At 69.7% G+C, this 19149-nt stretch carries 17 protein-coding genes; 4 read left to right on the forward strand and 13 right to left on the reverse strand.

Features of this window, described 5'->3' with window-relative positions:
• Positions 1–69 precede the first annotated feature (69 nt).
• The 4 genes from FHR33_RS46840 (at position 70) to FHR33_RS46855 (ending at position 4547) form a co-directional block, all read left to right on the forward strand.
• Positions 70–918 (forward strand): peptidylprolyl isomerase, encoded by an 849-nt coding sequence (locus FHR33_RS46840; RefSeq protein ID WP_312896091.1) that lies wholly within the window; start codon positions 70–72, stop codon positions 916–918.
• A 38-nt stretch (positions 919–956) separates the two neighbouring features.
• Entirely contained in the window at positions 957–2207 is a 1251-nt protein-coding gene (locus FHR33_RS46845) for a DUF349 domain-containing protein (protein WP_183662159.1), read from the forward strand.
• 448 nt (positions 2208–2655) lie between these two features.
• The gene (locus FHR33_RS46850) at positions 2656–3483 is read left to right on the forward strand and encodes a TOMM precursor leader peptide-binding protein (RefSeq protein ID WP_183662161.1); all 828 of its coding nucleotides are present in this window, start codon (positions 2656–2658) and stop codon (positions 3481–3483) included.
• Positions 3480–4547, forward strand: a complete 1068-nt coding sequence (locus tag FHR33_RS46855; RefSeq protein ID WP_183662163.1) for a PqqD family protein — start codon at positions 3480–3482, stop codon at positions 4545–4547. The genes FHR33_RS46850 and FHR33_RS46855 overlap by 4 nt, the downstream gene beginning before the upstream one ends.
• A gap of 32 nt (positions 4548–4579) precedes the next feature.
• On the opposite strand, the gene FHR33_RS46860 is transcribed toward FHR33_RS46855, so the two are convergent.
• The 13 genes from FHR33_RS46860 to FHR33_RS46920 all read right to left on the reverse strand — a co-directional run bounded on the left by FHR33_RS46860 (position 4580) and on the right by FHR33_RS46920 (position 18961).
• Positions 4580–6778, reverse strand: a complete 2199-nt coding sequence (locus FHR33_RS46860) for a RelA/SpoT family protein (RefSeq protein ID WP_183662165.1) — start codon at positions 6776–6778, stop codon at positions 4580–4582.
• Between the two features lie 178 nt (positions 6779–6956).
• Positions 6957–7478, reverse strand: a complete 522-nt coding sequence (locus tag FHR33_RS46865) for an adenine phosphoribosyltransferase (RefSeq protein WP_183662167.1) — start codon at positions 7476–7478, stop codon at positions 6957–6959.
• Between the two features lie 314 nt (positions 7479–7792).
• Positions 7793–8797 (reverse strand): protein translocase subunit SecF, encoded by a 1005-nt coding sequence (gene secF / locus FHR33_RS46870; RefSeq protein WP_183662169.1) that lies wholly within the window; start codon positions 8795–8797, stop codon positions 7793–7795.
• A gap of 1 nt (position 8798) precedes the next feature.
• A complete protein-coding gene (secD, locus tag FHR33_RS46875) occupies positions 8799–10640 on the reverse strand; it encodes a protein translocase subunit SecD (RefSeq protein WP_312896092.1) in 1842 nt (613 codons plus the stop codon).
• A gap of 42 nt (positions 10641–10682) precedes the next feature.
• Positions 10683–11033 (reverse strand): preprotein translocase subunit YajC, encoded by a 351-nt coding sequence (gene yajC / locus FHR33_RS46880; RefSeq protein WP_183662171.1) that lies wholly within the window; start codon positions 11031–11033, stop codon positions 10683–10685.
• A gap of 353 nt (positions 11034–11386) precedes the next feature.
• Positions 11387–12403: a Holliday junction branch migration DNA helicase RuvB gene (gene ruvB / locus FHR33_RS46885; protein ID WP_183662173.1), complete on the reverse strand. Its 1017-nt coding sequence runs from the start codon at positions 12401–12403 to the stop codon at positions 11387–11389.
• Between the two features lie 43 nt (positions 12404–12446).
• Positions 12447–13067: a Holliday junction branch migration protein RuvA gene (gene ruvA / locus FHR33_RS46890; protein WP_183662174.1), complete on the reverse strand. Its 621-nt coding sequence runs from the start codon at positions 13065–13067 to the stop codon at positions 12447–12449.
• On the reverse strand, positions 13064–13591 hold the full coding sequence (ruvC, locus tag FHR33_RS46895) for a crossover junction endodeoxyribonuclease RuvC (RefSeq protein ID WP_183662176.1): 528 nt from the start codon (positions 13589–13591) through the stop codon (positions 13064–13066). Before ruvC ends, ruvA begins: the two co-directional genes overlap by 4 nt.
• Positions 13592–13701: 110 nt before the next feature.
• A complete protein-coding gene (locus FHR33_RS46900; protein ID WP_183662178.1) occupies positions 13702–14847 on the reverse strand; it encodes a GNAT family N-acetyltransferase in 1146 nt (381 codons plus the stop codon).
• A 125-nt stretch (positions 14848–14972) separates the two neighbouring features.
• Positions 14973–15725, reverse strand: coding sequence for a YebC/PmpR family DNA-binding transcriptional regulator (locus tag FHR33_RS46905; protein ID WP_183662180.1), 753 nt, complete (start codon positions 15723–15725; stop codon positions 14973–14975).
• A gap of 3 nt (positions 15726–15728) precedes the next feature.
• Positions 15729–16253 (reverse strand): pyridoxal 5'-phosphate synthase glutaminase subunit PdxT, encoded by a 525-nt coding sequence (gene pdxT, locus FHR33_RS46910; protein WP_246453878.1) that lies wholly within the window; start codon positions 16251–16253, stop codon positions 15729–15731.
• 118 nt (positions 16254–16371) lie between these two features.
• The gene (locus tag FHR33_RS46915; RefSeq protein ID WP_183662184.1) at positions 16372–17124 is read right to left on the reverse strand and encodes an endonuclease/exonuclease/phosphatase family protein; all 753 of its coding nucleotides are present in this window, start codon (positions 17122–17124) and stop codon (positions 16372–16374) included.
• A gap of 139 nt (positions 17125–17263) precedes the next feature.
• Positions 17264–18961, reverse strand: coding sequence for an alkaline phosphatase D family protein (locus tag FHR33_RS46920; RefSeq protein ID WP_183662186.1), 1698 nt, complete (start codon positions 18959–18961; stop codon positions 17264–17266).
• Between the last annotated feature and the right edge of the window lie 188 nt (positions 18962–19149).

Below are 19149 nucleotides of genomic sequence, written 5' to 3' on the forward strand. Positions count from 1 at the left end.
CTGCGAACCATTACCGGTTGGCCGATACGATTCGCCCACCTCAGTTGATTCGATAGGGGAGGCAAAGCGGTGTCCACGGGCAAGGACCGCCAGCGGCAGCTGGCACGTGAGCACTTCGAGCGGCAGATGCAGCGTCGCGCCGAGCGTGAGGCGAAGGCGAAGCGCACCGCCGTCATCGGATCGACCGTGGGCGTTCTCGTGGTCGTGGGCGGTGTCATCGCCGCGACCACTCTGCTGGGCGGCAATGACGGCTCCTCGGCCTCCGAGTCGCCGTCGGCCGCTCCCTCCACCTCCGCCGCGGCGGGGCCCAAGCCGTTCGACCCCGCGACGGGCGAGTGCGGCTACCTGCCCGACACCAGCGGCGCGGTCAAGGACGTCGGGCTCCCGCCGGCCAAGGCCGAGGCCAAGGACGCGGTCATGACGTTCAAGACCAGCCAGGGCGACATCGTCGTCGAGCTCAACGGGGCCAAGGCCCCCTGCACGGTCAACTCGCTCAAGCACCTGGCGGCCAAGAAGTACTACAACGGCAGCAAGTGCCACCGCCTGGGCAGCGCGCAGTTCCCCATGCTGCAGTGCGGCGACCCGACCGCCAAGGCGAACGGCAAGTCCCAGTCCGACGGCCAGGGCGGCCCCGGCTACCGGCTCGCCGAGGAGAACCTCGAGGGCGCGACCTACAAGCGCGGCGTCATGGCGATGGCCAAGACGAGCGAGCCCGGAACCACCGGCAGCCAGTTCTTCCTGGTGTACGGCGACATCGGGCTGACCCCCGATTACACGCCTGTCGGTACCATCACGAAGGGTCTCGACATTCTCGACAAGGTCAACAAGGCGGGTGTCATCGCTCCTGGTCCTGACGGCACCGGCGCACCCAAGGAGACGGTCGAAATCAAAGACGTGACAATCTCTGCCAAGAGCTGACGTAATACAACTAGGGGCAGTAGTCCCCGAAGGGTCTGATGAGAGTGCGGGAGGACACGGTGAGCACCGACCCGTGGGGCCGGGTAGACGACGACGGCACCGTCTACGTGCGTACGGCCGAGGGAGAGCGGGCCGTCGGGTCCTGGCAGGCCGGTGAGCCCGAAGAGGCGCTGGCCTACTTCCACCGCAAGTTCGACGAGCTGGCGGGCCAGGTCCAGCTGCTCGAGCAGCGCGTCAAGGGCACCGACCTGGCACCCGCCCAGGCCGAGGCCACCATCGTCAAGCTGCGCGAGGCCGTGGCCGACGCGCACGCCGTCGGCGACCTGGGCGCGCTGGTTCAGCGGCTCGACGCGCTGACCGAGCTGGTCGCCAAGCGCCGTGAGGAGGTCAAGGCCGCCCGCGACGTGGCCAGGGCCGAGGCCAAGGGCATCAAGGAGCGCATCGTCGCCGAGGCCGAGCGCATCGCCGAGGAGACCACGCACTGGAAGTCCGGCGGCGAGCGCCTTCGCCAGCTGGTCGAGGAGTGGAAGACGGCCGAGCGCATCGACCGCGTCACCGAGGCCGCGCTGTGGAAGCGGCTGTCGGCCGCCCGCACCGCCTTCGCCAAGCGGCGCAAGGCCTACTTCGCCGGGCTCGACGAGCAGCGCGAGGGCATCCGCTCCCAGAAGGAGCGCATCGTCGTCGAGGCAGAGGCGCTGGCCGACTCCACCGACTGGGGGCAGACGGCCGCGATCTACCGCGAGCTCATGCAGCAGTGGAAGTCGGCGGGCAGGGCCTCACGCGAGGTCGAGGACGAGCTGTGGGGTCGCTTCAAGGCCGCCCAGGACCAGTTCTTCCAGGCCCGTTCGGCGGTCTTCGCCGAGCGTGACGCCTCACTGGCGGCCAACGCGGAGGCCAAGGAGGTGCTGCTGGCCGAGGCGGAGAAGATCCTTCCTGTCACCGACGCCAGGGCCGCGCGCGCCGCGCTGCGCTCCATGCTGGAGCGCTGGGAGGCCGTCGGCCCCGTGCCGCGCGAGCAGCGCGACCGCCTGGAGGGCGGGCTGCGCCGCATCGACGACGCGGTGCGCAAGGCCGAGGAGGCGGAGTGGAAGCGCTCCAACCCCGAGGCAAGGGCTCGCGCCCAGAGCACCGTCGACCAGCTGCGCTCCTCGATCGAGCAGCTGGAGAAGAAGCTCGGCAAGGCCCAGGCCGCGGGGCGGGCCAAGGACGTCCAGGACGCCGAGGAGGCGCTGGCGGCCCGTCGTTCGTGGCTGGAGGAGGCCGAGCGCACGCTCGCCGAGTTCAGCTGAGGGCGCGGGAGGCCCGATCACACACGGTCATTGGGCCTCCCCCCTCCTCCCCTTTCTCTTTACGATCACAAGGCTCGTGATGATCGACGAAAGGGGTCAAGATGACGATCGAGATCAAGCCGGTCGAAGAGGTAGAGACCACGGGTAACAGCAACAGCTGCTGAACCGTTTCGTGGGGTCTCGGCAGGGGCCCCACGCCATCTCTCCCGGAGCCAGGCCCATGCTTTCTCGGATTCAGGTGAATCCGGTCTTCCCCCTGTTCATCGACGACTCACGCGAGCGGGTGCGGCTCGGCGACTTTCCGCCGACCGGCCGGGTGCTCGAATCTGCGAAAAAGCCTTTACGCGCGCTTTTTCGGCTCTGCGCGCGAAAACCGCGATCGAAACCAGAGCTTTACCGCCTCCTTGACGGAGTAACTCCCGACGAGATAGACGCGGCCGTCGAACAATTGCTGGCCGCCAGAATCCTCGTCACGCAGGAGGAGCTGTCTGCGCTGACCGCCGACGAGCGGCACTCCAGGCAGACGCTGTTCCTGTCGATGTTCCACGCCGCCGACCGTGCCCTCGCCGCCCAGCGCGGCCTCGCGCTGCGCCGGGTCACGGTGCTCGGGGCCGGCGCCATCGGCGGCGCGGTCGCCCTCCAGCTCGCCACGGCGGGCGTGCGGCGGCTGACGCTCGTCGACGACGACAGGGTCGAGCTGTCCAACCTGCACCGCCAGCACCTCTACACCACCTCCGACCTGGGCAGCTCCAAGGTCGCCTCGGCCGCCGCCAGGCTGCGCGCCCATGTCCCCTCCGCCGAGGTCGTCGAGATCGAGCGCAGGATCGCCGGCCCCTGCGACGTGCCGCTGGCGGGGGCCGACTTCGTGGTCAACACCGTCGACACGCCGCAGCCGCACATCCGCCGGTGGGTCAACGCCGCCTGCGTGGCGGCGGACGTGCCGTTCGTGACCGGCGGATTCAACCAGCACGTCGGCCTGGTCGGCCCGCTGGTGGTGCCGGGCGTCACCGGCTGCCTGGCCTGCCAGGAGCGCACGCTCGCCCGGCGGTACGGCACGACGGAGCTGCCGAGCGCGGACAACGCGGGCCGAACGGTCCCCGCCTTCGGGCCGCTGTGCGCCGCCGTGTCCGGGCTCATGGCGGGCGAGATCATCCGCTATCTGACCGGCACGGGCGCGCCCGCCATCGAGGGCAGGACCGTCCACCTCGACCTGCTCGACCTGACGACCACGGGCCACGCCTTCGAGCGCCTGCCGGCCTGCGAGGTCTGCGGGTGAGGCCGGACCTCACCTTCCTCAGCGTCGTCGAGGACGGCCCTGACGACTACGTGGTCGGCAACGGGGTCGCGTTCGTCAACGTCCCCGGCATCGCGGCGACCGTCCTGGCGCTGCTCGACGGCTCCAGGACGGTGGAGGAGGTCAGGAAGGAGGTCCTGGAGCGCCACGGCGCCGACGTGGACGTGGCGGCCTTCGTCGCGGGCCTGGACGGCATGGGCCTGCTTCGCCGGCCCGACCTGGCGCCGAATCTCTGGGACAGGATCAGACCCGGGCAGGTGGGCTGGCTGTTCTCCCCCGCCGCCAACGCGGTCGTCGCCCTGCTGACGCTCTGCGCGGTGGCGGCCGTCATCGCGCGACCGAGGATCGTCACCGGCATGTCGGGGCTGGTCTGGGCGGACAGCCTGGCCTTCACGCTGTCGTTCGCGGTCGGCTCGTGGGCGCTGGTCCTCGTCCACGAGCTGAGCCACATCCTCGCCGCCCGCTCCCTGGGCGTGCGGGCCGAGCTGTCGCTGGGCACCCGCCTGCAGTTCCTGGTCGTGCAGACGAAGGTCACCGGCGTCTGGCGGCTGCCGCGCCGCCGCCGCTACCGCGCCCACCTGGCGGGGATGCGCACCGACCTGTTCCTGGTCGCCGTCAGCGCCTGCGCGCTGTACGTGGCCGAGCACGGCCTGGCCCGCCTGGTGCTGGCCATCTGCGCCTCCCAGATCGTCTGGCAGTTCCTGTTCTTCATGCGCACGGACGTCTACTACGCCCTGGCGAACGCGGGCGGCAACAAGAACCTCATGGCCGACGCCCAGGCCTACCTGCGCGAACGTAAGAGCGGGCGCGACAGGGACAGGCCTGTTGGCGTGCGGGTCTACGCGTGGTTCCTGATGGCGGGCAGGGTGCTCGGACTGGCGTTCCTCGTCGGCTACACCATCCCGATCACGGTGGCGATCTGCCGCCAGGCCGTGGCCGAGTCGCAGCCCGCCACGCTCGTGGTCGTCGCCTTCGGCTGGGCGCTCTATCTGTGGGTCTTCGCCCACGGTCGGCTCACGGCGCTTCGGTCCCCGCCAGGATCATGATCTTCCTGGTGGGAGACCCGAAGGTGCCGCGGTCAGCCGCCGGCGGCTCCGCTGACCCGGTAGACGTCGTAGACGCCCTGAATGCTGCGCACGGCCTTCAGCACGTGGCCCAGGTGCTTGGGGTCACCCATCTCGAAGGTGAACTTGCTGACCGCCACCCGGTCGCGCGAGGTGGTCACCGACGCCGACAGGATGTTGACGTGCTGGTCGGACAGGGTGCGCGTGACATCCGACAGCAGCCTCGGCCGGTCGAGCGCCTCCACCTGGATCGCCACGAGGAACACGGAGTCCTCGTTGGGCGCCCACGTCACCTCGACCAGGCGGTCGGGCTGCTCCTTCAGCTGCTGCACGTTCGAGCAGTCGGAGCGGTGCACGGAGACGCCGTGGCCGCGCGTGACGAAGCCGACGATGTCGTCGCCCGGCACGGGGGTGCAACATCGCGAGAGCCGTACCCACACGTCGGAGTCGCCCGCCACCACGACGCCCGCGCCGCCGCCGCTCTTGGGACGGCGGCTGAGCCTGGTGGGCATCGAGGTCTCAGCGATGTCCTCCTCGGCGCTGTCGACGCCGCCGATGGAGGCCACGAGCTTCTGCACGACCGACTGGGCGGCGATGTGCCCCTCGCCGACCGCCGCGTAGAGCGCCGAGACGTCGGGGTAGCGCAGGTCGCGGGCGAGGGCCAGCAGCGACTCACCGGACATCAGGCGCTGCAGCGGCAGGCCCTGCTTGCGCATGGCCCTGCCGATGGCCTCCTTGCCCGCCTCGATCGCGGTCTCGCGCCGCTCCTTGGAGAACCACTGCCTGATCTTGTTCCGGGCGCGGCCCGACTTGACGAACTTCAGCCAGTCGCGCGAGGGACCGGCGTCGGGCGACTTGGAGGTGAAGATCTCGACAGTGTCGCCGTTGCCCAGCCGCGACTCCAGCGGCACCAGCCGTCCGTTGACCCGCGCGCCGATGCAGCGGTGACCGACCTCGGTGTGGACGGCGTAGGCGAAGTCGACGGGCGTCGCGCCCTCGGGCAGCGCCACCACCTGGCCGCGCGGCGTGAAGACGTACACCTCCGACACCGACAGGTCGAAGCGCAGCGACTCGAGGAACTCGCCGGGATCGGAGGTCTCCTTCTGCCAGTCGAGCAGCTGGCGCAGCCACGCCATGTCTCCGCCCGGCTGCTTGACCTTGCCCGAGGGGCCGGGCGTGCCGGCCTCCTCCTTGTACTTCCAGTGCGCGGCGACGCCGTACTCGGCCCTGTGGTGCATCGCGTGCGTGCGGATCTGCAGCTCGACCGGCTTGCCCTCAGGACCGATCACCGTGGTGTGCAGCGACTGGTACATGTTGAACTTGGGCATCGCGATGTAGTCCTTGAACCGGCCGGGCACCGGGTTCCACCTGGCATGGATCGTTCCGAGCGCCGCATAGCAGTCGCGCACGGAGTCGACCAGGACCCTGATGCCCACCAGGTCGTAGATGTCGTCGAAGGCCACGTCGCGGGCGATCATCTTCTGGTAGACCGAGTAGTAGTGCTTCGGCCTGCCCTTGACCACCGCGCGGATCTTCGCGTCGCGCAGGTCGGCCGAGACCTTCTCGATGACCTCCTGGAGGAACAGGTCTCGACGAGGGGCCCGCTCGGAGACCATGCGGGCGATCTCGTCGTAGCGCTTGGGGTAGAGCATCGCGAACGCGAGGTCCTCGAGCTCCCACTTGATCGTGTTCATGCCCAGGCGGTGGGCCAGCGGCGCGAAGATCTCCAGCGTCTCGCGGGACTTCTGCTGCCGCTTGTGCTCGGGCAGGTAACGCATCGTGCGCATGTTGTGGAGGCGGTCGGCCAGCTTGATGACCAGCACCCTGATGTCGCGCGACATCGCCACGACCATCTTGCGCACGGTCTCGGCCTGCGCGGCGTCGCCGAACTTGACCTTGTCCAGCTTGGTGACACCGTCGACCAGCAGCGCGATCTTGTCACCGAAGTCGGCGCGCAGCTCGTCGAGGCTGTAGGCGGTGTCCTCGACCGTGTCGTGCAGCAGCGCGGCGCACAGCGTCTCGTCGTCGGTGCCCAGCTCGGCCAGGATCGTCGCGACGGCCAGCGGATGCGTGATGTAGGGATCGCCGCTCTTCCGCTTCTGGTCGCGGTGATGGTAGGCGGCCACATCGTAGGCACGCTCGATCACGCGCAAGTCAGCCTTGGGATGGGTGGCCCGGACCGTCCTGAAAAGCGGCTCCAGCACCGGATTCATGGCCCCACCCCCAAACCGTCGACGACGCACCGCTGGAACGCCGGAACCCCCATCGGAATTTCCGGCTTCGGTTACGTCGGGCACGACCACTTCACGGGGCACACAGACTCCTCGCGTCCGAGTCCAGATCCCCTCAGTGTATCCAGGTGGAAAACCCGCGCGTCGGCCGGTGCGCCAATCACACGATCACGAGCGAGTGGAGATCGACTCCCGTGAGCCGTTCCCTGCCCTTCAGGAAGGCCAGCTCCATGAGGACGGCCAGGCCGACGACCTCGGCGCCCGCCCTCTTCACCAGCTCCACAGCGGCCTCAGCGGTACCGCCCGTGGCCAGCACGTCGTCGACGATCAGCACGCGGTCGCCGGGGCTGAAGGCGTCCCGGTGGACCTCGATGTCGGCCGTGCCGTACTCCAGCTCGTAGGAGGTCTCGAGGGTCGCGGAGGGCAGCTTGCCCTTCTTGCGCACCGGCACGAACCCCGCCTGCGCCCGGTAGGCCGCGGGCGCGGCGAGGATGAAGCCACGCGCCTCGATGCCCACGATCTTGTCGACGCCCGGGTAGAGGCCGGCCAGCTCGTCGATCACGGCGGCGAAGGCCTTGGCGTCGGCAAGGAGCGGGGTGATGTCCTTGAACACGACGCCCGGCTTGGGGTAGTCGTTGACGTCCCTGATCCTGTCGAGGATCAGCTGGCTCAGCTCGCTCACGTCGTGTTGTCTCCCTTGTCCGCGGGTGGCCCGCTCTACCGACGACCCACCCTCCCACAATCCCGCGCCGGCGACGACATCGGCCTCGCGGTCGCCCCTGAGTCGCCCCTCCCCCACCCCAGAGCCCTCATCGGCTCTCTGGCGGCACTACCGCTCCTCGTCGTGCCCGCTGCTCTCTGCGGGCGCGCAGCCGTGCCGTGTGCGCATCGGCAGGGGGCGTGTGGGTGACCGGTCAGGGGAGCGGTGTTCGAGGGTGGGAACGGCGACGCCTCCGCACCCCTGGAGCGGGGTGCGGAGGCGTCGGCGAGGTGGAGCTAGTTCTTCGCGACCGCGGCCCGCTTGGAGCCGCTCTTGCCGCCGCCCGTCGAGGCGAGCCTGCGGGCGATCGCCTGGTACTTCGGCTCGCGCTCCTTCAGCGTCACCAGCAGCGGCGTGGCCACGCACAGCGAGGAGTACGTGCCGACCAGCATGCCGACGAACAGCGCCAGCGACAGGTCCTTCAGCGTGCCCGCGCCCAGGACCGTCGTGCCGATGAACAGGATCGCGGCCACCGGGAGGATGGCGACGAGCGAGGTGTTCAGCGACCTGATCAGCGTGTGGTTGAGCGCGTCGTTGGCGGCCATCGTGTACGTCTTCTTGGAGGTCGTGCCGAGCTTGGCGGTGACCTCCTTGATCATGTCGAAGACGACGACCGCGTCGTACAGCGAGTAGCCGAGGATCGTGAGGAAGCCCAGCAGCGTCGCGGGGGTGACCTCGAAGCCCGACCAGGCGTAGATGCCCGCCGTGATCACCAGGTCGTGGATCAGCGCGACGATCGCCGCCAGCGCCATCTTGGGCTCGAAGGCCATGCTCAGATACAGAATGATCGCGAGCATGAACACGCCGAGGCCGATCCAGGCCTTGTTGGCGACCTCACCGCCCCACGAGGCCCCGATCGAGGTGATCGAGATCTGCTTGGAGTCGACGCCGAGCTCGGTGGCGACCGACTGCTGTACCTTGGTGAGGTTGGCCTCGTCCAGAGTCTCGGTGGTGACGCGCCAGCCGCTGCCGGCCTGCTGGACGATCGGCTGGTGCACGCCCGCGTCGGTCATGGTCTCGCGGACCTGCTCGATGGTGGCCTTCGGCGCGGCGAAGGAGAACACCGAGCCGCCCTTGAACTCCACGCCCAGGTTCAGCGGGCTGCCGTTGGTGGCGGCGCTGAACACCAGACCGGCGATGGAGAACAGGAGCAGGAAGGCCGAAAGGCTGTACCACAGCTTCCGGCGGCCGACGAAGTCGACGTCGATCTCGCCACGGTAGAGGCGACGCCCGAGTCCCATGTCAGGCCTCCTGCGGGGTGGTCGTACGGACAGTGTCCGGCCCCATGCGCTCGGCGTCGAGACCGGAGAGCTTGTGACCCTTGGCGAAGAACTTCATCCTCGCCAGCAGCGCGATGAACGGCTTGGTGAACATGAACACCACCAGCACGTCGATCAGCGTGGTGAGGCCCATCGCGAAGGCGAAGCCCGCCACACCGCCGACCGCGAGGAAGTAGAGCACGATGGCGGCGATGAACATGACCGCGTCGGCGATCAGGATCGTCCGCCTGGCTCGCACCCAGGCCACCTCGACGGCGGCGCGCAGGGTGCGCCTGCCCTCCTTCATCTCGTCTCTGATGCGTTCGAAGTAGACGATGAAGGAGTCGGCCGTGATGCCGATCGACACCACCAGGCCGATGATGTGCGGCAGCGAGAGGCCGAAGCCCGCGTACGTGCCCAGCAGCACGACCGCCTCGTAGGTGATGATCGAGGCCACCACCAGGCTCAGCACCGCGACGAGACCGAGACCGCGGTAGTAGAGCAGGGAGTACAGGACCACCAGGCCGAGGCCGATGGCGCCGGAGATGAGGCCGCCCATGAGCTGGTCGTTGCCCAGCGTCGAGGAGATGGTGTCGATGGAGCTGCGCACGAACTTCAGCGGGAGCGCGCCGTACTTCAGCTGGTCGGCCAGCTTGGTAGCGCTCTCCTGGGTGAAGCTGCCGCTGATCTCGGCGCGACCGCCGGGGATCGGCTCGTTGATGTTCGGCGCGGTGATGACGACGCCGTCGAGGACGACGGCGACCATGTTGCGCGGCGCCTGCGCCTGGTAGGCCTTGGTGGTCAGGGCCGACCACGCCGAGGCGCCCGCGCTCTTGAAGTTCAGCTGGACGACCCACTGGCCCGTGGTCTGCTGGACACCCGCGCTGGCGGTGTCGATGTCGGCGCCGACGACCTCAGCCTTGTCGAGGATGTACTTGGCGGTGCCGTCCTGGTCGCAGGTGACGTACGGCTTGGACGGGTCGTCCTGGACGCCCTGGCCGCTGTTCTTGGCGCAGTCGAGCTCGTTGAACTGCTTGATCAGCGCCGGGTCGATGCCCGCGAGAGCCGGGTCGGCGGCGGGGTCGCCGCTCGGCTGGGCGCTGGGCGTCGCCGAGGGCGTGGCCTTGGAGTCGTTGCCCTTCGGGTCGTTCCCCTTGGCGTCGTTGTTCTTGCCGTCGTTGTTCTTGGCGTCGTTACCCTTGGCGTCGTTGGCCTTGGGGTCGTTCGCCTTCTGCTCCGACTGGCCCTGCGTGCTCGCCGAGGGGGCGGGGTTGGGCGAGGTCAGCGCGGACGACAGGGCCTTTCCCGTCGGGGAGGCGCTCGGCGCGGGGACCTTGGCCGACGGCTGAACGCTCGGCGCGGCGGAGGGTGAGCCCGACGGCTGTCCGCTCGGCCCGGTGGAGGGGGTGGGCGCCTGCGTGGGCATGGTGCTCGGCTGCGGCTGGGCCGCCTCGGCGGCCAGGACCTGACGGAAGCGGAGCTCCGCCGTGGTGCCGACCAGCTTGATGACCTCGTCCTTGCCGGCCCCCGGCACCGAGATGACGATGTTGTCGCCGGACTTGGCGACCTCCGCGTCGGAGATTCCGGTGCCGTTCACCCGCTCACGGATGATGTTGACGGCGAGGTTGAGGCTCTCCTCGGAGGGGGGAGTGCCATTCGGGGTGACCGGCGAGAGGGTCGCCGTCGTACCACCTGCGAGGTCGAGTCCGAGCTTCGGCGTGAACGCCGGCTGCAGGAACATCGCCCCGCCCATGGCGAGAATGAGCGCCAGGAGCACCAGGAGCGTGCGCCCCGGCTTGCTCTGGCCGCTGGTCGGTCGGGCCACTGGTCGTCGTTTCTTTCAGGTAGGGGTCGGCCGCAAGACTAGTCAGGACTTGTTGGTATTCGTGCCCTGATCGCCGTTGCGGTCCACCGTCTCGTCGGCTTCGTCGTTCGTCTCCGGGACCGCCGTCGCGGCGATCTTGTCGTCGACCGGGGTGACGACGCGGCCGATGGCGGCCTTCACCCAGCGGGTCTCGACCCCAGGAGAGACCTCCAGGATGACATCCTCGTTGTCAATGGCGACCACGGTGGCGAACAGGCCGGTGGTGGTCATGACGCGGGCGCCAGGCGCGAGCGAGTTCTGCATCTGGAGCGCCTCCTGCTGCCGCTTGCGCTGCGGCCTGATGAGCAGGAAGTAGAACACCACCACCAACAGGATGAGCGGCAGGATGTTCATGAGCGTTGAGTTCACGAGGGCGACCTTCCATCTTCTATACAAGATGATGACACCGGCTTCGAGCCGGAAATTCCATGCGTTGCGTCGAGGGCCGCGCCGCTCAGCCCGTCAGCTTACACAGCCAGCCAAGCCACGGAGTGTAGGCGGTTGTTGCGAAACCCGGCAACGAGGCAGCGTTTCGGCGCGCGGGGAAGTTCCCAATTTGCAACGCTTGCAACCGTTCTGTGACCGCCCTTTCGAGAACGTGTGCGGACGGGCCGTGACGGCGGGTCAGCGGTGATCCCGGTGAGCGTCTCCCTGGACGGGCGCCCGCCGGTGACGGGGGTGGGGCTCGGCGGGCTTGCCGTCGGGGATCAGAACGGGGCGTCGGGCGGCGGGGTCAGCCCCAGGTGAAGCCAGGCGGCCGAGGTCGCCACCCGCCCGCGCGGAGTGCGGGCGAGCAGACCCTGGCGCACCAGGAAGGGCTCGGCCACCACCTCCACTGTCTCCGGCTCCTCCCCCACGGCGACGGCCAGCGTCGACAGGCCGACGGGCCCGCCGCCGAACTTGCGCAGCAGCACCCCGAGCACCGCCCTGTCGAGCCGGTCGAGCCCCTCGGCGTCGACCTCGTAGAGGTTGAGCGCGGCCGAGGCGATGTCGCGGGTGATGACGCCGTCGGAGCGGACGTCGGAGAAGTCGCGCACCCTGCGCAGCAGCCTGTTGGCGATGCGGGGCGTTCCGCGCGAGCGTCTGGCGATCTCGTGGGCGCCCTCGTCGGGCAGCGAGACGCCGAGCAGCCTGGAGGAGCGCCGCAGGACCTGCTCGAGCTCGGCGACCTCGTAGAAGTCCATGTGGGCGGTGAAGCCGAACCTGTCGCGCAGCGGCGCGGGCAGCAGGCCCGCCCTGGTCGTGGCGCCCACCAGGGTGAAGGGCGCGATCTCCAGCGGGATCGCGGTCGCGCCAGGGCCCTTGCCGACGATGATGTCGACCCTGAAGTCCTCCATGGCGAGGTAGAGCATCTCCTCGGCGGGGCGCGCCATCCGGTGGATCTCGTCGATGAACAGCACCTCGCCCTCGGTGAGGGTCGACAGGATCGCCGCCAGGTCGCCCGCCCGCTCGAGCGCGGGCCCCGAGGTGATGCGCAGCGGGGCACCGAGCTCGGCTGCGACGATCATGGCGAGCGTGGTCTTCCCGAGCCCCGGCGAGCCGCTCATCAGTACGTGGTCGGGCGGCCTGTTGCGCCTGAGCGCGCTCTCCAGGACCAGCGAGAGCTGCTCGCGCACCCGGCCCTGCCCGATGAAGTCGGCCAGGCGCTTGGGCCGCAGGGCCGCCTCGATCTGCAGCTCGTCGCCCTCGGCGTCAGGCGACACCAGGTCTCGCTCGATGCTCACGCTCCTACCCTCTCTCGCCAGGCGCCGCGTGCAAGCCCGTTGCTCATCGGATGCTCAGCACCCGCAGCGCCGCCTTGAGCAGCACGGCGACCTGCGGCTCCCTGCCCGCCACCACCTCGGCGTCGGCCTGCGGCTCCACCAGCGCGATCGCCTCGTCGGCGTCTCTGGTGGAGTAGCCGAGCCCGACCAGGCCCGAGTGCACCTGCTCGCGCCACAGCGGCTTGGCCGCGTGACCGTTGAGCGCGGCGTTGACCGCCTCCTCCGGCGTGCCGAGCTTGTCCTTCAGCTCCAGCACGATGCGCTGGGCGCCTTTCTGGCCGATGCCGGGGATCCTGGTCAGCGCCTTGAGGTCGGCGGAGGCGACGGCGACCCTCAGCGAGTTGGGGGTGTGGACGGCCAGCATGGCGAGCGCCAGCTTCGGGCCCACCCCGCTGGCCGTCTGGACCAGCCCGAAGACCGTGCGCTCGTCGTCGGTCGCGAAGCCGTAGAGGGTCAGCGACTCCTCCCTGACGATCAGGGAGGTCGCGAGCCTTCCGTGCTCGCCCACTCTCAGGGTGGCCAGCGTGCCGGGCGTGCAGTGCACCAGCACGCCCACGCCGCCGACCTCGATCACGGCGGAGTCGGGCGCGATGGCCGCCACGACCCCGGAAACCGACGCGATCACGACGCACGTCCTCTCGATGCCTTGGCCAGCGCCTCGGCCAGCCGGTTCTGGCTGCCGCCCCGCCACACGTGACAGATGGCGAGCGCGAGAGCGTCGGCCGCGTCGGCCGGCTTGGGCATCTCGGCCAGCCGCAGCAGCCTGGTGACCATGGTGCCGATCTGCTTCTTGTCGGCGGTGCCGCTGCCGGTGATGGCCGCCTTGACCTCCGACGGCGTGTGCAGCGCGACGGGCAGCCCGCGGCGGGAGGCGCACAGCAGGGCGATGCCCGCCGCCTGGGCGGTGCCCATCACGGTGCGGACGTTGTGCTGGGCGAAGACCCTCTCGACGGCGACCGCGTCGGGCCGTACCTCGTCGAGCCACTGCTCGATGCCCCGCTCGATGCCGACCAGCCTGGCGCCGAGCTCGTCGTCGGCCGAGGTGCGGACCACGCCGACCGCGACGAGCTTGAGCGGAGCCCCCGGCCGGCCCTCGACGGCGCCGATGCCGCACCTGGTAAGCCCTGGGTCGACACCCAACACCCGCACGGCCGCCCTCCCGTTCGCCGAACATCTGTTCGGCAGGGAACTCTACCCTGGTTGGGCGGGGGCCGCACGGCGAACACGCCCCGGCGGCCGAGCGGGGCGGGGCGTCACGGTCAGAAGTAGTCGATCATGTGGGCGGGGCCCGCGAACGCCGCGGCCAGCGCCTCGTCGAACTCGTCGGTGCCGGAGAGCATGCCGGACAGGCGCAGCGTCGAGACCGGGACCCCCGCGTACAGCGCCGAAAGCCCGTTGACGGTGAAGCCCGCCCCCTCCCCCTCGGCCGCGCTCGCGGTACCCGAACCGCCGGAGACCTCCAGCCGCCACGTGCCGGTGTTGGCGGGCCGCTCGGGATCGTCCACCGTGATCAGCGCGTCGGCGGAGAGCGCCGAGGGAAAGCCGCGCCTGGCGACGGCGTCGGCCACGTCCACGACCCTGAACATCCATCTGATCTGCTTGAGCTCCTCCTTGGTGCGCTCGCGAAGCAGCCACAGCACGGGGTCGTCGGGGGCGACGACGGCCGAGACCTTCGTGGCGATCGAGGAGGAGGTGCCGACCAGCGACCACAGGGCGCGGGCGGTCGCCTCGGAGCCCGCGACCAGGTGGTCGACCGAGATGTCGCCGTCTTCCCAGCTGTAGGCGACGAAACCGTCGTCGGCCAGGTAGAGGAAGTCGTCCTTGGCGCCGAGGAAGCGCCGCCACGAGCTCTCGTCCCAGCAGATGGGGCCGCTGGCGCGGTTGGCGGCGTGGACGCGGCCCAGGATGGCGATCACCTCGGCGGCGTCGTCGGGGCCCATCCTGCGGATCTTGACGGGCTCGGTGGGCCTGATGGTGCGCAGCGCCTCGGGCGACAGCGTGACGGCGTTCTCGGCGCCCGCGTGCTCCCAGCCGAGCGAGCGGTAGATCTGGGTGGTGGCCGGATAGAGCGCCGAGACGGCCTCGCCCAGCTCGGCCGCCCTGGCCAGGACGGCCCGCATGAGCTGCCTGCCGACGCCGCGCCCCCTGTCCTCGGGGTTGACGACGACGCCCGCGACGCCCGCCATGGGCTGCGGCCTGCCGTGCCACCACTGGGTGAACCCGGGCAGCCTGGCGGCGGCGGCCAGCCTGGAGCCGTCGAAGACGCCGAGGAAGCGCCCCTGTTCGAGCGCCGCCCTCGCGAGGGCGAACCAGCTCTCGGGGTCGCCGTCGAGCGGGCCGAAGGAGCGGACGCGGGTGTCGAGGACGGCTTCGAGGTCGTCGGACGTCAGATCACGAATCTCCACAAAGCGACAACCTACAACGGCCGCGGGATCGCCCGCCTTCCGGTTTCCGTCCGCGGGCCGCGCCCGTGCGAACGAGAAGACCGGCCCGCGTGGCGGCGGACCGGTCTCAGCTGGGCGGGCGTCGATCAGGCGTCGAGCTTCTCCATGACCTCGTCGGAGACGTCGAAGTTGGCGAAGACGTTCTGCACGTCGTCGCTGTCCTCGAGCGCGTCGATGAGCCTGAAGACCTTGCGCGCGCCGTCCTCGTCGAGCGGGACGTTCATGGTCGGCAGGAAGCTCGACTCGGCCGAGTCGTAGTCGATGCCCGCCTCCTGCAGCGCCTTGCGCACCGGCACCAGGTCGCCGGCCTCGGAGACGACCTCGAACGACTCGCCCAGGTCGTTGACCTCCTCGGCGCCCGCCTCGAGCACCGCGACCAGCACGTCGTCCTCGGACAGCCCGTTCTTGGGCACGATCACGACGCCCTTGCGGTTGAACATGTACGACACCGAGCCGGGGTCGGCCAGCGAGCCGCCGTTGCGGGTCAGCGCGACGCGCACCTCGGAGGCGGCGCGGTTGCGGTTGTCGGTGAGGCATTCGATGAGCACAGCGACGCCGCCGGGGGCGTAGCCCTCGTACATGATGGTCTGCCAGTCGGCGCCGCCGGCCTCGAGGCCGCCGCCGCGCTTGCGGGCCCGCTCGATGTTGTCGTTGGGCACGGAGTTCTTCTTCGCCTTGAAGATGGCGTCGAAGAGGGTGGGGTTGGCATCCGGATCAGGGCCACCGGTCCTGGCCGCCACCTCGATGTTCTTGATGAGCTTCGCGAACAGCTTGCCGCGCTTGGCGTCGAGTGCGGCCTTCTTGTGCTTCGTCGTCGCCCATTTGGAGTGGCCGGACATTACCTAGAGCTCCCTCACCATGTTTACGAAGTATTCGTGCACGCGAGTGTCCCCGGTCAGCTCGGGGTGGAACGATGTCGCGAGCAGCGGCCCCTGGCGGACCGCGACGATCCTATCGCCCGGGGGCGCGGTGGCCAGAACTTCGACCTCGGATCCCACCGATTCCACCCAGGGGGCGCGGATGAAGACGGCATGCACATCGGCGCCGGCGAAGGACAGATCGGACTCGAAGGAGTCGACCTGCCGGCCGAAGGCGTTGCGCCTGACCACCATGTCGATGCCGCCGATCGTCTGCTGTCCCTCGATGCCGTCCTGGATGCGGTCGGCCAGCATGATCATGCCCGCGCAGGAGCCGTAGGCGGGCATGCCGTCCTTGATCCGCATGCGCAGCGGCTCGAGCAGGTCGAAGATCTCGGCGAGCTTCCAGATCGTGGTGGACTCCCCGCCGGGGATGACCAGTCCCTCCACGGCGTCGAGCTCGGCGGGCCTGCGCACGGCGATGGCCTGCGCGCCCGCCTCCTCCAGCATGTGGACGTGCTCGCGCACGTCTCCCTGGAGCGCGAGTACACCGATCTTGGGCACGGTCGTCCTTCCTTCGTGGTCCGGGTTTCGCCTAGATTCAACACCAGGGCGGCCCGTGCTCTTCCTACAGGGCCACCCTGACCGCCATCGGCAGATGGTCGGAGCCCCTTGCTTCCCTGTCGACCCAGCACCTCAGCACGCGGCCCTTCGGCGCGAAGAGGTAGTCGATCTTCCGCTTCTTCACGTAGGTCCACCGCATGCGCGGATCGCACTCGTCGTAGGAGCGGTAGGCGGCGACCCTGCCGGGCGTGAGGTTGAGGTCACCGCCGAAGACGCTGGTGTGGCCCGCCTTCGGCGCGGCCGCCATCAGCTGCCTGACCTGCTTGTGCCGGTACGGCGCGCCACGCTGGGCGTCGTCGTTGGCCATGCCGGACGACAGGTGGGTGCCGCAGGCCCGCACCTTGACGGCGGGGATCGTCGCGCACAGCGCGGCGCGCCTGGCGAACCAGGGCGGGGAGGTCAGCGGCACGGTCTCGAAGGCGGCCGCGTGGTCGGCGACCGCGACCGTGACGCTCTGCGCGCCGCGCGGGCGGCCGTTCCTGTCGGGATGACAGTCGTACGGCCTGCCCTGCGCCGTCGTCAGGCCCCATGACCTGACGGTCCAGCTCCGTCCGGTCTTCCACTCGAGCCACTGCTCGAGCGTGCCCGTGGCGCCGGTGCAGAACTCCTGCAGGAAGATCACGTCGGGGTCGCCGAGGAGATGGTCGCTGATGTGCCACGCCAGTTCCTGCGGGCTTCTGCGGTACAGCTCGCAGGCGGCGTTGGTGCCGGTGCACACGTTCCAGGTCATCACCGTGATGACGGCTTGATCCAGCATGAACCGTTATGCAACCACTTCCTGGAAGGTGCGGTCCATATCCACGCGCGCCGGGGAGCGTGGATGGTGGCGCCTGCCGTACACGCCGGCAGGCGGCGCCCTCCGAGAGGGCGCCGCCTGCGGTGAGTCGGGGTGGGCGTTACGGACGCTCGGTCTCCAGGCGGACGGTCTCCTCGGCGGTGATGTCGGGCAGGGACCTGAGCGACGGGTCGAGGGGCCTGAGATAGGTCTGCTGGACGCCGGGCACCCTGTCCTCCACGACGAAGGTGGCCTTGGTGTGCACCGCCGACCCCGGCGTCTGCACCTGGGGCACGACCCTGAAGTCGGCCGTCATCAGCTCCTTCTCGATCTTCGTCAGGACGTAGCCCCGCTGGTTGTTGTAGAACTTCAGGTGCGGGTTGATCTTCAGGAACGCGTGCTTGGCGGGGTCGGAGTCCGCGCCGTTCCCGCCGGTGCTGATCGAGGTGGCCACCAGCTCGGAGCCGACCGAGGGCCCCGTCGGGTCGTCGTAGTCCAGCTTCAGGTCGCTGGCCCAGTGGGCGTGCACGTCGCCGGTCAGCACGACGGGGTTGCGCACGCCCGCGTCGATCCAGCCCTGGGTGATGCGCTGACGGGAGGCGACGTAGCCGTCCCACGCGTCCTGGCTGGTGACCTTCACGGGGCCCGCGTTGTTGTCACGCTGGGCGAAGAAGACCTGCTGGCCGATGATGTCCCACTGCGCGCGCGAGTGACGGAAGCCGTCCAGCAGCCACGCCTCCTGCTCGGCGCCGGTGATGGAGCGCGCGGGGTCGACCGCCGCGGGGCAGTCCCTGTAACCGTCGCCGCAGCCCTGGTCGTCGCGGTACTGACGGGTGTCGAGCATGTGGAAGGTCGCCATCCGCCCCCACCGGATCCGCCGGTAGAGCTGCATGTCGATGCCCCGGGGAATGGAGGTACGGCGCAGCGGCATGTTCTCGTAGTAGGCGCGGAAGGCGGCCTCGCGGCGCTGCAGGAAGTTCGGCTGCGGGATCTCCGGCTTCTCCGGCACCTCGTCGGCCCAGTTGTTGTCGATCTCGTGGTCGTCCCAGACGACCAGCCAGGGGGCGGCTGCGTGCGCGGCCTGGAGGTCGGGGTCGGCCTTGTACTGCGCGTGGCGCTGGCGGTAGTTGGCCAGCGTCTCGGTCTCGGGGCCGTCGTGGTGGCGGACGTTGCCGCCGGGGATGGTGTAGGTGTTCTTGGTGTACTCGTACTGGTAGTCGCCCAGGTGCAGGACCAGGTCGGGGTTCTCCTCCGCCAGGCGGCGGTAGCTGGTGAAGAAGCCGTGCTCGTACTGCGCGCATGAGACGAACGCCATCGCCAGCGCCCCGCCGTACGCCAGCGGGTGCGGGGCGGTGCGGGCGCGGCCCACCGGCGAGACGTAGGGGCCGACGCGGAAGCGGTACCAGTACTCCCTGTCGGAGGAGAGGTTCTCGACCTCGACGTGCACGCTGTGCCCCCACTCGGGAGCGGCCATCGCCACGCCCGCGCGAACCACCCTGCGGCAGCGCTCGTCGGCGTAGACCTGCCACAAAACGGGGAACGGGCGCTGCGGCATGCCGCCCATGCCGTCCTCGGCCAGGGGCTGCTGGGCCAGGCGGGTCCAGATCACGAAGCCGCCGTGGTCGGGGTCGCCCGAGGCCACGCCGAGCGTGAACGGGTCGGAGCGCAGCCCGCGCGAGGCGAGCGTGGCCGCGCTCTCCGCGGAGGGGTCGGCGGCGGGGTCGGGCAGCGGGTCGGCGGAGGCGGCGGCCGGCAGCGCGGCGGTGGCGCCCGCCGCGAGTCCGGTGACGAGGAAGGAGCGGCGGTTGAGCTTGGACACGGGTGCTCCCGGGACGATCTAGGAGGGACGCCCGTAGCCTTGCGGAGGATCATGACTCCGCGGTTAACACCACCTGTCACACAAACGGCGAAATTTATCAGCAGTCACATCATCGACGGAGATTTCCTACCGACCGTCCTTCGTTCACCCCCTGATCCGGCCGACGGCGTGCGGGTGAGGGAGGACGC

The organism is Nonomuraea dietziae, assembly GCF_014195505.1.
In the GTDB taxonomy this organism is placed as follows: Bacteria; Actinomycetota; Actinomycetes; order Streptosporangiales; family Streptosporangiaceae; genus Nonomuraea; species Nonomuraea roseola.

What these genes read in the sequence shown, in the direction of transcription:
- FHR33_RS46845 (WP_183662159.1), top strand. Translation starts at nt 957, where the DNA reads ATGAGAGTGCGGGAGGACACGGTGAGCACCGACCCGTGGGGCCGGGTA.
- FHR33_RS46860 (WP_183662165.1), bottom strand. Translation starts at nt 6,778, where the DNA reads ATGAATCCGGTGCTGGAGCCGCTTTTCAGGACGGTCCGGGCCACCCAT.
- secF (WP_183662169.1), bottom strand. Translation starts at nt 8,797, where the DNA reads ATGGGACTCGGGCGTCGCCTCTACCGTGGCGAGATCGACGTCGACTTC.
- yajC (WP_183662171.1), bottom strand. Translation starts at nt 11,033, where the DNA reads ATGAACATCCTGCCGCTCATCCTGTTGGTGGTGGTGTTCTACTTCCTG.
- FHR33_RS46905 (WP_183662180.1), bottom strand. Translation starts at nt 15,725, where the DNA reads ATGTCCGGCCACTCCAAATGGGCGACGACGAAGCACAAGAAGGCCGCA.
- pdxT (WP_246453878.1), bottom strand. Translation starts at nt 16,253, where the DNA reads ATGCTGGAGGAGGCGGGCGCGCAGGCCATCGCCGTGCGCAGGCCCGCC.
- FHR33_RS46915 (WP_183662184.1), bottom strand. Translation starts at nt 17,124, where the DNA reads ATGCTGGATCAAGCCGTCATCACGGTGATGACCTGGAACGTGTGCACC.